Source organism: Herbaspirillum sp. 1173 (assembly GCF_031455335.1).
Taxonomy (GTDB): Bacteria; Pseudomonadota; Gammaproteobacteria; order Burkholderiales; family Burkholderiaceae_D; genus Herbaspirillum; species Herbaspirillum huttiense.
The window spans coordinates 218,611-233,494 of sequence record NZ_JAVDSP010000006.1 but is presented as its reverse complement, the minus strand read 5'-3'; the positions used below and the strand labels follow the sequence as shown (position 1 = coordinate 233,494).

The 14,884-nt window shown below is 64.1% G+C and carries 15 protein-coding genes; 7 read left to right on the top strand and 8 right to left on the bottom strand.

Annotated features, from left to right (window positions below):
* Positions 1-121 precede the first annotated feature (121 nt).
* From corA to mpl, 8 genes are all read right to left on the bottom strand, one after another.
* Positions 122-1,087: a magnesium/cobalt transporter CorA gene (gene corA / locus J2X56_RS19530; RefSeq protein ID WP_039789235.1), complete on the bottom strand. Its 966-nt coding sequence runs from the start codon at positions 1,085-1,087 to the stop codon at positions 122-124.
* Positions 1,088-1,284: 197 nt separating this feature from the next.
* Positions 1,285-1,992 carry a monofunctional biosynthetic peptidoglycan transglycosylase gene (mtgA, locus tag J2X56_RS19525; protein ID WP_134135659.1) on the bottom strand — a complete coding sequence of 236 codons (708 nt, stop codon included), beginning with the start codon at positions 1,990-1,992 and terminating at the stop codon, positions 1,285-1,287.
* Positions 1,993-2,158: 166 nt separating this feature from the next.
* Entirely contained in the window at positions 2,159-2,974 is an 816-nt protein-coding gene (gene aroE, locus J2X56_RS19520) for a shikimate dehydrogenase (RefSeq protein WP_310161858.1), read from the bottom strand.
* 80 nt (positions 2,975-3,054) lie between these two features.
* Positions 3,055-3,936, bottom strand: a complete 882-nt coding sequence (locus J2X56_RS19515; RefSeq protein ID WP_121042622.1) for a TonB C-terminal domain-containing protein — start codon at positions 3,934-3,936, stop codon at positions 3,055-3,057.
* A gap of 55 nt (positions 3,937-3,991) precedes the next feature.
* The gene (locus tag J2X56_RS19510; RefSeq protein WP_310161855.1) at positions 3,992-6,124 is read right to left on the bottom strand and encodes an RNB domain-containing ribonuclease; all 2,133 of its coding nucleotides are present in this window, start codon (positions 6,122-6,124) and stop codon (positions 3,992-3,994) included.
* A 6-nt stretch (positions 6,125-6,130) separates the two neighbouring features.
* Positions 6,131-6,745, bottom strand: a complete 615-nt coding sequence (locus J2X56_RS19505) for a chorismate lyase (protein ID WP_039789229.1) — start codon at positions 6,743-6,745, stop codon at positions 6,131-6,133.
* Positions 6,745-7,335 carry a YqiA/YcfP family alpha/beta fold hydrolase gene (locus J2X56_RS19500; RefSeq protein ID WP_310161849.1) on the bottom strand — a complete coding sequence of 197 codons (591 nt, stop codon included), beginning with the start codon at positions 7,333-7,335 and terminating at the stop codon, positions 6,745-6,747. Before J2X56_RS19500 ends, J2X56_RS19505 begins: the two co-directional genes overlap by 1 nt.
* Positions 7,332-8,714, bottom strand: a complete 1,383-nt coding sequence (gene mpl, locus J2X56_RS19495; protein ID WP_310161847.1) for a UDP-N-acetylmuramate:L-alanyl-gamma-D-glutamyl-meso-diaminopimelate ligase — start codon at positions 8,712-8,714, stop codon at positions 7,332-7,334. Before mpl ends, J2X56_RS19500 begins: the two co-directional genes overlap by 4 nt.
* Before the next feature lie 66 nt (positions 8,715-8,780).
* Between mpl and J2X56_RS19490 the strand changes: the two genes are divergently transcribed.
* The 7 genes from J2X56_RS19490 to J2X56_RS19460 all read left to right on the top strand — a co-directional run bounded on the left by J2X56_RS19490 (position 8,781) and on the right by J2X56_RS19460 (position 14,883).
* A complete protein-coding gene (locus J2X56_RS19490; RefSeq protein ID WP_204726170.1) occupies positions 8,781-9,422 on the top strand; it encodes a hypothetical protein in 642 nt (213 codons plus the stop codon).
* 3 nt (positions 9,423-9,425) lie between these two features.
* Positions 9,426-9,947: a TlpA disulfide reductase family protein gene (locus J2X56_RS19485; RefSeq protein WP_310161844.1), complete on the top strand. Its 522-nt coding sequence runs from the start codon at positions 9,426-9,428 to the stop codon at positions 9,945-9,947.
* Positions 9,948-10,078: 131 nt separating this feature from the next.
* On the top strand, positions 10,079-10,516 hold the full coding sequence (gene aroQ / locus J2X56_RS19480) for a type II 3-dehydroquinate dehydratase (protein WP_088756245.1): 438 nt from the start codon (positions 10,079-10,081) through the stop codon (positions 10,514-10,516).
* A gap of 122 nt (positions 10,517-10,638) precedes the next feature.
* Positions 10,639-11,121, top strand: a complete 483-nt coding sequence (gene accB / locus J2X56_RS19475) for an acetyl-CoA carboxylase biotin carboxyl carrier protein (RefSeq protein ID WP_310161837.1) — start codon at positions 10,639-10,641, stop codon at positions 11,119-11,121.
* A gap of 117 nt (positions 11,122-11,238) precedes the next feature.
* Positions 11,239-12,618 (top strand): acetyl-CoA carboxylase biotin carboxylase subunit, encoded by a 1,380-nt coding sequence (accC, locus tag J2X56_RS19470; protein ID WP_252697137.1) that lies wholly within the window; start codon positions 11,239-11,241, stop codon positions 12,616-12,618.
* 57 nt (positions 12,619-12,675) lie between these two features.
* Entirely contained in the window at positions 12,676-13,590 is a 915-nt protein-coding gene (gene prmA / locus J2X56_RS19465; RefSeq protein WP_310161834.1) for a 50S ribosomal protein L11 methyltransferase, read from the top strand.
* Between the two features lie 3 nt (positions 13,591-13,593).
* Positions 13,594-14,883: a DUF3426 domain-containing protein gene (locus J2X56_RS19460; protein WP_310161832.1), complete on the top strand. Its 1,290-nt coding sequence runs from the start codon at positions 13,594-13,596 to the stop codon at positions 14,881-14,883.
* Position 14,884: the final 1 nt, after the last annotated feature.

Below are 14,884 nucleotides of genomic sequence, written 5' to 3'. Positions count from 1 at the left end.
CACGAATGCACGAATGCGATGGACGATGTTCGCAGTGTGCCGCGCAGCCTGCGTGCGCGGCATCGGAGAAGCCCGGCAATGCTTGTCGGAGAAATGAGGACGTCGCCGTCAGCAGACAGTCTCAGTTGAGCCAGCCGCGCCGACGGAAATACCAGAACGGCGCGATGGCCGACCCGACCATCATCAGGATGGCCAGCGGATAACCCACCACCCAATCCAGTTCCGGCATGACCTTGAAGTTCATGCCGTAGATGCTGGCGATCAGCGTCGGCGGCAGGAAAGCGACGGAGGCCACCGAGAAGATCTTGATGATCTTGTTCTGGTTGATGTTGATGAAGCCGACGGTGGCATCCATCAGGAAGTTGATCTTGTCGAAGAGGAAGGCGGTGTGGCCATCCAGGGATTCGATGTCGCGCAGGATCTGGCGCGCATCCTCGAACTGCTCCGAACTGAGCAGACGTCCGCGCATCAGGAAGCTGACCGCGCGGCGCGTATCCATCATGTTGCGGCGGATGCGGCCGTTCAAGTCTTCTTCGTGGGCGATGGTGTTGAGCACTTCGGCGGCGGCCTGGTCGGAGAGGCTTTTCTTGAGCACGCTGGTGCTCACCGCTTCGAGCTTCTGGTAGATGCCTTCGAGGGCATCGGCCGAATATTCGGCATCGGTCTCGTAGAGGTCCAGCAGCACGTCGCGGTAGTCGCCGATGGAACCGGGCCGCGAGCGCGCGCGCATGCGCACCAGGCGGAACACCGGCAGGTCTTCCGCATGCACCGAGAACAGGATGTTGCGTGCCAGGATGAAGGCCACCGTCATGGTGGAGGAAGAATCGTCGTCGCCTTCGAAGAGGAAGTCGGTACGCAAGTGCAGGTCGCCGTTCTCGGCTTCGAAGTAACGGGCCGAGGCTTCGATGTCGCTGAATTCATCCTCGTCGGGCAGGGTCACGCCGTAGATGCTCTTGACCCAGGCGCGCTCTTCGTCATTCGGTTCGGTCAGGTCCACCCAGACCGGCGCGGCCTGTTCGAGGTCGGTGCGGCTGTCGATGTTGACCTGGCTCAGCCGTCCGTTTTGCAACACGAATACATTGATCATGGGTTCTCGCTCGGTGGAACGCGGGGGGAAGAGTCCCGGGTGAAATGCGGCAGCCCGTGGCGACAGGCGCGAAACGTGCGCAAGTGTACGTTCAAGCCCCGTGCCAGGCAAGCGCCAATCCAGCGCTGGCGGAACGGCTGTGGTGAGCGTGGCGCGCTGTCATACGGCGGTCATCTGGCTGCGGCAGCAGCGCAGGATTACTTGTGCGCCGGCGGCAGCGTGGCCGCGTTCATGCGGCGCAGGATCAGGCTGGTGCGCGCGGCCAGGTAGCCCGAGCCACGATTGCGGTCGTAATAGCGCGGACGCGGCAGCATCACCGCCAGCCGTGCTGCCTGTTCGGCGCCGAGATTGGCGGCCGTGGTGCGGTAGTAATGCTGGGCTGCGGCCTCGGCACCGAAGACGCCGTTGCCCCACTCCACCACGTTGAGGTAGAGCTCGAAGATGCGCTGCTTGTCGAGCAGGAATTCCAGCATGTAGGTGATGATGAATTCCTGGCCCTTGCGCAGATAGCTGCGCTCGCCCGAGAGGAACAGGTTCTTGGCCAGCTGCTGGGTGATGGTGGAACCGCCGGCCACGACCTTGCCCTTCTTCTCGTTCTTTTCGTAGGCCTTCTGCAAGGCCTCCCAGTCGACGCCGTCATGCTCGGAGAAGTTGGAATCTTCCGAGGCGATGATGGCGCGTTTGAGATTGTTGGAGATGCGAGCGTAAGGCACCCAGCGGAATTGCAGCTGGGCATTCGGGTCCTTCTCGCGCAGGATCGACAACTGCTGGCGCATGAAACTGGTGGACTCCGGATTGTGATCCTTCCACCACCAGATCTGGACGAAGAAGTACAGCTGCAGCAGCAGTACCAGGGTGATGGGCAGGACGATGATCCAGAAGAGCAGCTTGCGTAGCGATTTCATGAGCCGGTTGTTGTTCTGTTGCCGTGTTCTGTCGATCGGGGAAATTCCGTCATGGTGCGATCCTGCAAAGATGCACTCATGCACTCATACAGTCCTGCACTCCTGCAGTCCTCTGCATCTGTGGAGGACTGCCCTGCCTTGTTGCCTGTTGCCTGTTGCCTATCGCTTATTGCGACAACTGCTGGCGCAGGCTGGCAAACACCTCGGCGGTGGCGGGCCGCACGCCGCGCCACAGCTGGAAGGCTTCGGCGGCCTGCTCGACCAGCATGCCCAGGCCATCGCGCACGCTGGCCCCGTGTTGCTGGGCGCTCTGCATGAAGACCGTGGGCTGGCGGCCATACATCATGTCGTAGGCCAGGGTCTCGCTGCCATACACCGATACCGGCAGCGGCGGCAGATCGTCCGACAGGCTGGCCGAGGTGGCGTTGATGATGACATCGAACACGCCCTCCAGTCCGGCATAGGCCGCACTGCGTACCGGGCCGAATTCCCGGAACTGGCGCGCCAGTTCATCGGCCTTGGCTTGCGTGCGGTTGACGATCACCAGTTCGGCCGGCTGCTGTTGCAGCAGCGGCAGCAGCGCGCCACGCGAAGCACCGCCGGCGCCCAGCAACAGCACGCGACGGCCTGCCAGCGCCTGGCCGGCATTGACCATGATGTCGGTCACCAGGCCGGCACCATCCGTGTTGTCGCCGAGGATGCGGCCGCCTTCGAACTTGAGCGTATTGACCGCTCCGGCCAGACGCGCGCGTTCGGTCAGCTGATCGGCCAGCGCGTGCGCTTCCAGCTTGAAGGGAACGGTGACGTTGGCACCGCGTCCGCCGCGCCGCTGGAACACCTGCACTGCCGCCTTGAAACCGCGCAGCGGCACCAGCAGACGGTCGTAGTGCAGTGACTGGCCGGTCTGGGCGGCGAACTGCGCATGGATCTCGGGCGACTTGCTGTGGGCAATCGGATTGCCGATGACGACGTATTCATCCATGGTGGTTTGCCTGCTCCCTCGTTATATGTTCTGACTGCTCTTTGCTGTTCTTGTGTCGGACCGCTGCGCCGCTGGCGATATCAGCCGGCCCCCAGTTCTGCCTGCACGCCCTGGTCACGGGTGAAACGGAAGGTCACGATGACTTCCCACACATCATCCTTGCCGCTGGTGCGCATGTTCTCCGGAAAACGGCCGAACGGCACCGAGCGCCGCACGATGGCCACCGCCGCCTGGTCCAGCGCGGCATTGCCGGAACTGGTGCGCACCACCACGCCGCCATCGCGCTCGTAGATGCTGCCGTCCTGGAATACCGGAATCACCACCAGCAGTTCACCGTAGAGCTTCTTGCCGTCGCGGGTCGGGAAGTTCAGGGTGCCGACCTTTTCTATCTTGTCCTGCAGCGCCTTGAAGTACTGGGCATAACCGACTTCGCGGGTGCTTGGCGTGATCTGAGTCTTCTTGGGGCGCTTGTTGTATTGCGCGATGTCCTTGGCCAGTTCGGCTTCCATGCGCGCCATGGCCTTGGCGGTTTCGGTCAGGTCGCGCGCGTTGGGCTGCGGCGTCTCGGTCGGTTTCTGCTGCTCGGCGCTGGCCACGTGCTGGCGCGCCTCCTGCAACTGCGCCAGCATCTTGCGCTGCTGCTGTTCCAGTTCGGCCACCTTGCGCTGCGCGGCCTTGACGCTGTCACCGCTCTCCACGTGCTGCATGTCCGGCAGCGGCGATCGGGCGCGGCCGTCGTCGGCATTGCCGCCGCCATCCAGGTTGGCCTGCGCCAGCGCCTGGGCGTTGACCGGCTTCTTGTCATGCTTGGCGTTGACCAGGATGACTTCCAGTTCCGGATCGGACGGCTTGAAGCGGAAGGCGTCGGGCGCGGCAAAGTGCACGGCCAGCAGCAGGCCATGCACCAGCAGCGAGATTCCGAGCGCGACGCTCAGCAGACGGTGTTGGGCAAACAGATTCACAGCAGACGGGGAGCAACGACGATATTCACAGCGCCAATTCTACGCCAGCACCGCGTCATTGCGCGGCTTGGGCCGACGGGTTTTCGTCGGCATCGGCGGCGTCGGGATGTGGCTCTTCCTGTGCATTTTCCTGTACGGAATCCTGTGCATCGTTCTGTACATTGTTCTGTACCGAATTCTGCTCGGCCGCGGCTTCCTCGCCCTGTTCTTCGCTGCCCATGGAGGCCATGCCTTCGAGCAACTCGTCATCGTCCTCACCGAGGTCGCTGGCCAGCGCCTGGGCCGCAGCGGCCGGCACTTCCAGCAGGCGCGCCTCCACGGTCAGGTCGACCTCGTCCCAGCGCAGCAGATCCAGCTTGACCTGCAGGCCGCGCGCCAGCTGCGGCAGGCCCGGCATGCGCAGCACCAGCGGGATCTCGACCAGGCGCAGGATTTCATCCTTGAGCACCACCGCTTCCACGGTACGGGCGTTTTCCTGCGCCAGCCAGCGCAGGCACCAGTAGCGTTCCATGGTCGACTGGAAATCGGCATAGCCGGAGTAAGCCGCATCAAAGCCCGAGACGATGGCGAAAAGATCGGCATCGCGCGGCTTGAAGGGCGCCACCAGCGGGGCGGTCACGCCGTGCTCGATGCAGGCCAGGATCTGCCACTGGTTGACCAGGTCGGTATAGCGGCGCAGCGGCGAGGTGCTCCAGGCATATTGATCCACGCCGAGGCCCTGGTGAGGCGCGGCGTGAGTGACCATGCGCACCTGCATCTTGGCAGCCCAGCCGCCGGCTCCGCCGCCTTGTGCGCGGTAGATGCCCGGCACGCCGTGATCGGCCATGAGCTTGCCCCAGGTGCTGTTGGCGAAGATCATCAGCTCGGCCACGATCTTGTCCAGCGGCGCGCCACGGCGGCGGCGCACGATGCTCACCACATCGTTCTCGACGTAGAAGTTGAAGTCGACGCGATTGTTCTGTTCCGGGCGCAGGCCGAAACTCTCGCGCTTGGCCATGCGGCCCTGTTCCAGCAATTGCACCCACTGCCACAGGAGCGCGATCTCTTCCTTGTGCGGATACTCGCCGCGATTCTCGGCCAGCGCTTCCTCGGTGACCAGCTCGTCGAGGTCGTTGTGGCGCAGGTTGGCGGCGATCGGCACCAGCTCGGCGCGGGTCTCGGTGCCCAGCACTTCCCAGTTGGCCGCATCCAGCGTGGCGTACAGCGACAGCGCAGGACGGGCAGCGCCGGCATCCAGCGTATAGGTGGCCACCAGGTCGTCTGGCAGCATGGTGATCTTTTCGCCCGGCATGTAGACGGTGGACATGCGCGCACGCGCAATCGCATCGATCGCATCGCCGCGCTTGATGGCCAGGCCCGGTGCGGCGATGTGGATGCCCACGCGCAGCTTGCCGTCCGGCAGGCGGGTGACCGACAGGGCATCATCGATCTCGGTGGTGGTCACGTCATCGATGGAGAAAGCTTGGACATCGGCCAGCGGCAGGTCGGTAGCCGCCGGCGGGATGTCGATGGCCGGGAAGCCGGTGCCGCGCGGGAAGAATTCGTAGAGGAAACGCGCGTAATGCAGATCCTTGGGCGAGGCCACGCCACCGGCGGCCAGCATCAGGCGCTGCGGGGTGGTCTGCATTTCCTTGGCGGCGGCGTCCAGGGCCTTGAATTCGATGCCGTTCTTGTCCGGCTTGAAGAGCAGTTGGAGGGCGATGGGGCGGAAGGATTCCGGCAGTTTGTGGGCCTTGAGTTCTTCCACATACACGGCCTGTGCGGCCAGTTGCTGCTTCTTCTTTTCCAGACCGGCCAGGGCCGCCTGCAGCGAGGCTTGCGGTGCCGCCTTGTAGCGGCCACGGCCCTTCTTGTAGAAATAGATCGGTGCGCGATGCAGGCACAGCAGCAGGCCGGCCGCTTCCGGGGGCAGCGGGGCGTGACCGAAATACTCGGCGGCCAGGTCGGTGAAACCGAATTCTTCTTCGCCAGCCACTTCCCACAGGAAATCCAGGTCGACTTCATCAGCGATGGCCTGGGCCTGTTGCATCAGTTCCTGCGGCGCGGGCGCAGCGAATTGCAGCAGCGCATCGCGCGACTTCACCTTGGCGCGCTTGCCGGAGGCCATCTCGACCTGGTAGGACTCGCCCTGCTGGGTCATGATGGAGCCGGCCTTGAAATCGCCGGATTCTTCGAACAATAAATTCATCTGCTTCTATCGCTTTTCAATCGGTACGTGGGCCGGCAGCGGACGCATCAGCGCCTCCAGTGCCGGCAGGAAAACATCGGTGACCATCAGCACGCCGCCGCGCCGGGTAAACAGGGAGCGGCGCGCCAGCAAACTGGTCGGCAATTCGGACTCGGGCAAGGCCTGCGCGATGCGGCGCATCAGCGGGTGGCCCGCGGACAGCCGAGCATACTGGATGGGGCTGCGCCCGACCAGCGGATCAAAGAACAAGTTGGCCCCCAGGGGCGTGCTGCCGAGCTTGCTGAAAAAGGGCCAGTCGGACTTCACCGAGCTGGTCGACAGCACCGTATGCCCGAACACCACCGGCTGCCCGTCGCCCAGCAGGATGACATCGCGCTCCACCACCCGGCTACGGGGCGATATGCACAAGGCTTCATGCTCATCGGCCAGGATGCGGCCCGGGCGCTGGCGCAGCAGGCGCACACTGAAGCTTTCGGTCCGTTTCTTCAATTTCAGGGTCATGGAACCGGGGTCGGCCAGCCAGGCGCGGGTGCGCCGCACCAGGTCGCCATCGGCCGCCAGCAGCGCCGCCAATGCCTGCGGATGCGCCATCCAGCGCGCCTTGCGGACGGCATGGGGCATCAGCGCACCGCCTTGCCGGGCAGGTCCACGCCGCAGAAGGCCAGCACCTCGTCCAGATGGTCGGCAAACTCGGCCATGCCATGGTCGCTGCCTTCGATGACGGTCTGGCGCGCGCCGGGGTAATGGGCCACCATCTCGCGCCAGTCCAGCACTTCGTCGCCGGTAGCCGCGAGCAGGAAATAGCGCTCGGGGCGCGTGATAGCCGGCACCGACAGGGCCAGCAGCTCGGCGATGTACTCGCGCTTGAATTCAAAGGGTTCGTCGGAGTGGTATTGCGTGGTCACGCCGACATAGGATTCCAGGTCACGCGGCGGCTTGACCGCCGGGTTGACCAGCACCGCCCGGCAGCCGGTGTGTTCGGCCAGCCAGGTGGCGTAGTAGCCGCCCAGCGACGAGCCGATCACGGTCAGCTGCGCCGGGTCCACCCCTGCCACCAGCGCACCGGCCAGGGCGATGGCCCCGGCCGGCGAGGCCGGCAGTTGCGGGCAGACGTACTGGTCCTGCAGGCCGAGCGCGGCCATGCGCTGTCCCATCACGCGCGCCTTGAAGGACTGCGGCGAGGAACGAAAGCCGTGCAGGTACAGGATCATGCCAGCGCGTCCAGCAGCTTCTGGTGTACGCCGCCGAAGCCGCCATTGCTCATCACCAGCACATGGTCGCCGGGCTGCGCGGCGGCCTTGACGGCTTGCACCAGCGCATCGAGGTCGTGGAAGGCAGCGGCCTTCTCGCCCAGCGGGGCCAGCGCCTCGGCCAGGTCCCAGCCCAGTGCATCACGCCCGGACTGGGCGCCAAAACCGAAGACCAGATCCGCTTCGGTGAGGCTGCCCGGCAGGGCTTCTTTCATCGTGCCCAGCTTCATGGTGTTGGAACGCGGCTCCAGCACGGCCAGGATGCGTGCCGCTCCGACCTTCTTGCGCAGGCCGGCCACGGTGGTGGCAATGGCGGTCGGGTGATGGGCGAAATCGTCATAGACGGCCACGCCATTGGCGCTGCCGCGCAGCTCCATGCGCCGCTTCACGCTCTGGAACGCCCCCAATGCCTTGATGGCCTGAGCCGCCGGCACGCCCACGTGACGGGCAGCGGCGATGGCGGCCAGGGCGTTCATGCGGTTATGTTCACCGGTCAGCGACCAGTCCACCGTACCTTGCGACTGGCCTGCGAAGAAGACCTCGAAACGGCCATCCTCGTGGGTCTGCAGCGACCAGCCGGGCTGGCCGACGGCCACGCCAAAATCTTCACGCTCGCTCCAGCAGCCGCGCGCCAGCACGCGTTGCAATGCGGCTTCACGGCCATTGACGATGACCCGGCCGATGCCGGGCACGGTGCGCACCAGATGGTGGAATTGCGTCTCGATGGCCCCCAGATCGGGGAAGATATCGGCGTGATCGTACTCAAGATTGTTCAGCACGGCGGTACGGCTGCGGTAGTGCACGAACTTGCTGCGCTTGTCGAAGAAGGCGGTGTCGTACTCGTCGGCCTCGATGACGAAGAAGGGCGACGGTCCCCCCTGGCCGTCACTGCCCAGGCGTGCCGAGATGCCGAAGTTCATCGGCACCCCGCCGATCAGGAAGCCCGGCTGGTAGCCCGCGTGTTCCAGCACCCAGGCCAGCATGGCTGAGGTGGTGGTCTTGCCATGCGTGCCGGCCACCGACAGGACCCACTTGTCCTGCAGGATGTTCTCGCCCATCCATTGCGGGCCGGAGACATAGGGCAGGCCACGGTTGAGGATCTCTTCCATCAACGGGTTGCCGCGCGAGACCACGTTGCCGATGACGAACAGGTCCGGCTTGATCTCCACCTGGGACGGCTCGAAACCCTGGGTCAGGGTGATGCCCTGGGCTTCCAGCTGGGTGCTCATGGGGGGATAGACGTTGGCGTCGCAGCCGGTCACGGTATGGCCAGCCTCTTTGGCCAGCACGGCCAGGCCGCCCATGAAGGTGCCGCAGATGCCGAGGATGTGTATATGCATAGCGAATCTTGGGGTGTAATCCCGCGATTTTACCTGAGCCGGCGGCTGCACCTGCTAACGAGTATGATGTCGCCCATGTCTGAATTTGAATTCACCTCCCCCACCGAGCAGCTGCGTGCAGAAATCGCCGCCGCCGCCGCGCGCATGATCGCCGAAGATGGCGCCGACTACGGCAGCGCCAAGCGCAAGGCGGCCAAACAGATCCTGGGCAACCAGAAGGTGCGCGGCGAGATCATGCCGGATAACGAGCAGATCGAAGAAGAAGTCCGCATCTACAACCAACTCTTCTTTGCCGATACCCAGCCGGCGCGCCTGTTGCACCTGCGCCAGGTGGCCTTGCAGCTGATGCAGGACCTGCAGCAGTTCAATCCTTATATTACTGGCGCGGTGTGGAATGGCACGGCAGGTGAACATTCGGACATTCACCTGCAGCTGTTCTCCCCCAGCGCCAAGGATGTCGAGATTTTCCTTCTGAACAAGAATGTGAACTTCGAGGTCGGCGAGACCAGCCACTTCCGCACCGGCCAGGCGGTGGAAACCCTGAGCTTCCTGCTGCCCCAGCGCGGTGCCGACCCCGAACTGGCCCATCTGGCCCTGTATGACGAAGACGACCTGCGCGGCAGCCTGCGCGCCGCCCCCGGCAAGCGCCCCGAGCGCGGCGATGCGGCCGCGCTGGCAGCGCTCATCGATGCCCCCTCCGAGGACTGATTCATGACGAAGCTGAAAAATGTGATCCTGTTGGCCGTGGTTGCGGTCGTTTGCGTGGGTGTTGGCGTCTATGCCAGCCATCGCGCCAACCCGCCCGCCTCCCCCGAGACCCAGGCGCTCAACAAGCTGCTGTCGCAATCGATGCCGGATGCCAGCGGCCAGACGCAGTCGCTGGCGCAATACAAGGGCAAAGCCCTGGTCGTGAACTTCTGGGCCACCTGGTGCGGCCCTTGCGTGGAAGAAATGCCCGAGCTGACGGCCCTGCAGCAGGAGATCGCGCCGGTGCAAATCCTCGGAATTGGCGTCGATAGTCAGGAAAATATCGCCAAGTTTGCGCAAAAGTACCAAATCCGCTATCCTCTCTTCGTTGCCGGAACCGGCGCCACCGATTTGCTGCGGCAATTCGGCAATCAGGCGGGCGGTCTTCCGTTCACCGCTCTGGTGGGCAAGGACGGCAACGTCAAGAAGGTCTACCTGGGCCGCATCAAGTTCGATGAACTGCGCGCCGACCTGTCACAGCTCTGAATCGCAGAGTCACTTGCAGGGCCACCTCGGCGGCCCGCAAACGCAAATCCGTGAAAAGAAAGTTTTTCTTGCCAAATGATGGCATTTGACGGCAAAATGCGCGCATCGTCGTCAAACGGAGCTTAATCTCCATGGCAAAACAGCTTCTCCTGCTCAATGGCCCGAACCTCAATCTGCTCGGAACCCGGGAGCCGGAAGTCTACGGATCCACCACGCTGGCCGATATCGAACAGCGTGCACAAGAACAGGCCCGCGCCGCCGGCGCGACCCTGGCCACCTTCCAGAGCAACCACGAAGGTGCGCTGATCGACCGCATCCACCAGGCGCGCCTGGAGGGGGTCGATGGCATCATCATCAACCCGGGTGGATTGACCCATACCAGCGTGGCCCTGCGCGATGCGCTGGCCGGGGTGGCGATTCCCTTCGTGGAATTGCATATCTCCAATGTGCACCAGCGCGAGGAGTTCCGGCATTTTTCCTATCTGTCCGGCATTGCCCGGGCAGTCCTGTGCGGCTTCGGGGTCGATGGCTATCGAATGGCCGTTGATTTCTGGCTGCGTCAATCCTGAGGGCGGACCGCCGCTTCGAACGGATCGCTTCACGTACTGCAAGACCCAGACTGAACCCGCCGGGCGCCACAGAGCGCCGGCGTTTCGTTTAACACTACTCATCTACATTCCGAGGGATTCAAATGGATTTACGAAAACTCAAGACGCTGATCGACCTGGTTGCTGAATCGGCCATCGAAGAGCTGGAAGTCACCGAAGGCGAAAGCAAGGTCCGCATCGTCAAGTCGTCCCCGAATGCCCAGAACCAGGTCGTGATGGTGCCGCAACAGCAAGCCTACGCTCCCGCCGCTGCCCCCGTGGCCGCGGCCGCCCCGGCTGCTGCTGCTCCCGCTGCCGCACCGGCGGCGCCGGCCGTGCCGGCCGTGCCGGAAGGCTATATCGTCAAGTCGCCCATGGTCGGTACCTTCTACCGTTCCTCGGCACCGGGCGCACCGGCCTTCGTCGAAGTGGGCAAGGAAGTCAAGGAAGGCGATACCCTGTGCATCATCGAAGCCATGAAGCTGCTCAACGAAATCGACGCCGACAAGGGTGGCGTGGTCAAGCAGATCCTGGTGGAAAACGGCCAGGCCGTCGAGTTCGGTCAACCGCTGTTCGTGCTGGGCTGATTCCCGCCGCAGCAGTCCCTGGCCTGGCAGCAACGGCCGCCGCGCGGCACATGCCGGCTGCCGCGGCCCGGCTCCGGAACCTATAACGCTTGAACCTGGCGACGCCTCATTCCTGTTATGTTTGAAAAAATCCTCATCGCCAACCGTGGCGAAATTGCCCTGCGTATCCAGCGCGCCTGCCGCGAACTGGGTATCAAGACCGTGGTCGTGCACTCCGAGGCCGACCGCGAGGCCAAGTACGTGAAGCTGGCCGATGAGTCGGTCTGCATTGGCCCGGCCCCGTCGGCCCTGTCCTACCTGAACATGCCGGCCATCATCAGCGCCGCTGAAGTGACGGACGCCCAGGCGATCCACCCCGGCTACGGCTTCCTCTCGGAAAACGCCGATTTCGCCGAGCGCGTGGAACAGTCCGGCTTCGTCTTCATCGGCCCGCGCGCGGAAAACATCCGCATGATGGGTGACAAGGTCTCGGCCAAGCAGGCCATGATCCGTGCCGGCGTGCCCTGCGTGCCGGGTTCGGAAGGCGCGTTGCCGGACAACCCCAAGGAAATCGTCCAGATCGCCCGCAAGATCGGCTATCCGGTCATCATCAAGGCGGCCGGCGGCGGTGGTGGCCGTGGCATGCGCGTGGTGCATACCGAAGCCGCGCTGATCAATGCCGTGACCATGACCAAGACCGAAGCCGGTGCCGCCTTCGGCAATCCGGAAGTCTATATGGAGAAGTATCTGGAAAATCCGCGCCACGTGGAAATCCAGATCCTGGCCGACGAGCACAAGCAAGCCATCTGGCTGGGCGAGCGCGACTGCTCCATGCAGCGCCGCCACCAGAAGGTGATCGAGGAAGCGCCAGCACCGGGCATCCCGCGCAAGATCATCGAGAAGATCGGCGAACGCTGCGCCGAAGCCTGCCGCAAGATGAACTATCGTGGCGCCGGTACCTTCGAGTTCCTGTACGAAAATGAAGAGTTCTACTTCATCGAGATGAACACCCGCGTGCAGGTGGAACACCCGGTGACCGAAATGATTACCGGTGTGGACATCGTGCAGGAACAGATCCGCATCGCCGCCGGCGAAAAGCTGCGTTACCGCCAGCGCGACATCGAACTGAAGGGTCACGCCATCGAGTGCCGCATCAACGCCGAGGATCCGTTCAAGTTCATCCCCTCGCCGGGCCGCATCACGGCGTGGCACGTGCCGGGTGGTCCTGGCATCCGCGTTGATTCGCATGCCTACTCGGGTTATTTCGTACCGCCCAACTATGACTCCATGGTCGGCAAGGTGATTGCCTACGGTGCGACCCGCGAACAGGCCATCCGCCGCATGCAGATCGCGCTGTCGGAGATGGTGGTGGAAGGCATTTCGACCAATATCCCGCTGCACCGCGAACTGATGGTGGATGCGCGTTTCTTCGAAGGCGGAACCAATATCCATTATCTGGAACATAAGTTGTCGGAACGCCCGACGGCGCCGGAAGCGGACAAGTCCATCAAGAAGTAACTCGCAGTTCAGCAGCAATAGCATCAAAAGCAGCAACAACAGCAAAGGCAGGCAAGCATGGCTTGGGTAGAAATCGTCATCGAAGTGGCGCGCGAACAGGCGGAGGCATTGTCCGACGCCCTGATGGACTCTGGCGCCCTCTCGGTGTCGGTGGAAGATGCCGATGAAGGGACGGACGCCGAGCGTCCGCTCTTCGGCGAACCCGGCATGGAGCCGGAAGAAGCTGCCTGGGACCGCAGCCGTGTGGTGGCGCTGGCCGGCAAGGATGCCGACCACGCGACCATCGTCATGGATGCCGCCAAGGCCATCGGCCTGGACTATGCCCTGCCCTTTGCCACGCGCAATGTGGAAGAGCAGGACTGGGTGCGCCTGACGCAATCCCAGTTCGAGCCTATCCACATTGGCCAGCGTATCTGGGTCGTGCCCAGCTGGCACGAGGCACCGGCCGATCCGGACGCCCTGGTGCTGGAACTGGACCCGGGCCTGGCCTTCGGCACCGGCAGCCATCCGACCACCCGGCTGTGCATGGAGTGGCTGGAAGCCAATGCCACCCAGGCCCAAACCCTGCTGGACTACGGCTGCGGCTCGGGCATCCTGGCCCTGGTGGCCGCCAAGATCGGCGTGCCGCAGGTGATCGGGGTGGACATCGATCCGCAGGCGCTGGAGTCAGCCCAGCACAATACCGAACGCAACCACTGCAGCGCGACTTACTACCTGCCGGAACCCTTCGCTGCAGCCCACCCGGAAGGTGAGCGCTTCGACGTGGTGGTGGCCAACATCCTGGCCGGCCCCCTGCAACTGATGGCCCCCATGCTGGCCGGCCGCGTGCGCGCCGGCGGTGCGCTGGTGCTCTCGGGCGTGCTGGATCGCCAGGCGCAAGAAGTCATCAACGCCTACGCGCCCTGGATCGCCCTGTCCGTCTGGGCCGAACATGAAGGCTGGGTGGCCCTGGCAGGCCGCCTGCCGGAGTAATCCATGGCGTTGGCGACCCAGTGTCCGCACTGTCTGACCATCTTCAGGGTCGCCAGCGACCAGCTCAAACTGCGCGGCGGACTGGTCCGCTGCGGCAATTGCCGCCAGGTCTTCAACGGTAACGAATTCCTGGTCGAGGCCAGCGTGGCCGACGGCCACTACCAGCCGGCACCAGGCAGCAAGGCCCAGGCCGGGATGGCGACACCGGTGTTTGCGCCGGCACCTTCATCCTCCTCCGTCCCGACGCCCCCCGCTAACAGCCCCTATGAACGAACTGGCGCGCCGCTGACCGCGCAACAGCCTCCCTTCGTTCCCCCTGCGCAAACGCCCGTCCCCGAGGTGAACGTTCCTGCGCCGCAGCCAATGTCGGCAGCCGCGCCCGTCCAGGCTGCTGCGTCGGCTCCCTTGCCTGCCGCCATCCCGGTCATTGCCGAGCCCAAGGTGTTCCGCTCGCCGACCAGTCCGGGCTACCTTCCGGATCTTGGTGCGAGCTTCAAACCCGCTGTGCCTGTGGACAAGACAAGTCCCGAGGATCCAGCCAGCAGCCCGATGCCGCCGCAAGAGGATGGCCCCGACAGCGGAGCGCTGCTGCGCCGCTCCTCGGCCGAGTCCGACGAGATTGCCGCGCCGCCCGAGGTGGCCGCCGTCTTCCGTATCGACGATGAGCCGGTGTTGCATGATGTGGCCGATGCCAAGGACGGCGTCCCCGGCGATGGCGAAAAATCCGACGCACAAGAAGCGGAAGCGGAAGACGACGAGCCCGCCGACGAACCCGGCTTCGTCAAGCGTGCCGAGCGCCGCGCTCGCATCAGCCAGGCCATGAAGATGGTGATGATGGTGCTGGCCGGCGTGATGGTGCCGGTACTGCTGCTGCAATCGCTCTACTACTGGCGCAATCCGCTGGCCGCCTCCGTGCCGCAGCTGCGTCCCATGCTCAACGGCATGTGCGTGGCTTTCCATTGCACCGTGGGCCTGCCCACCGAGATCGAGCGCCTCTCGCTGGAATCCAACGAACTGCAGGTGGTGCCACCCAACCAGAACGTCTATGCGCTCTCGCTGGTGATGCGCAATCGCGGCACCAGCGCCCAGGCTTGGCCGCATATTGAACTTACGCTCAACAATGACGACGAGAAGGCGGTGGTGCGGCGCGTCTTCCGCCCGCGCGATTATCTGGCCGACCCGGCGCAGGTCGACCGTGGCATCGGGCCCGAGAGCGAGCAGCAGATCAAGCTCAACTTCGAGCTCAAGGATGCGCTGGTCTCGGGTTATCGGATCTATCTCTTCTATCCCTGAC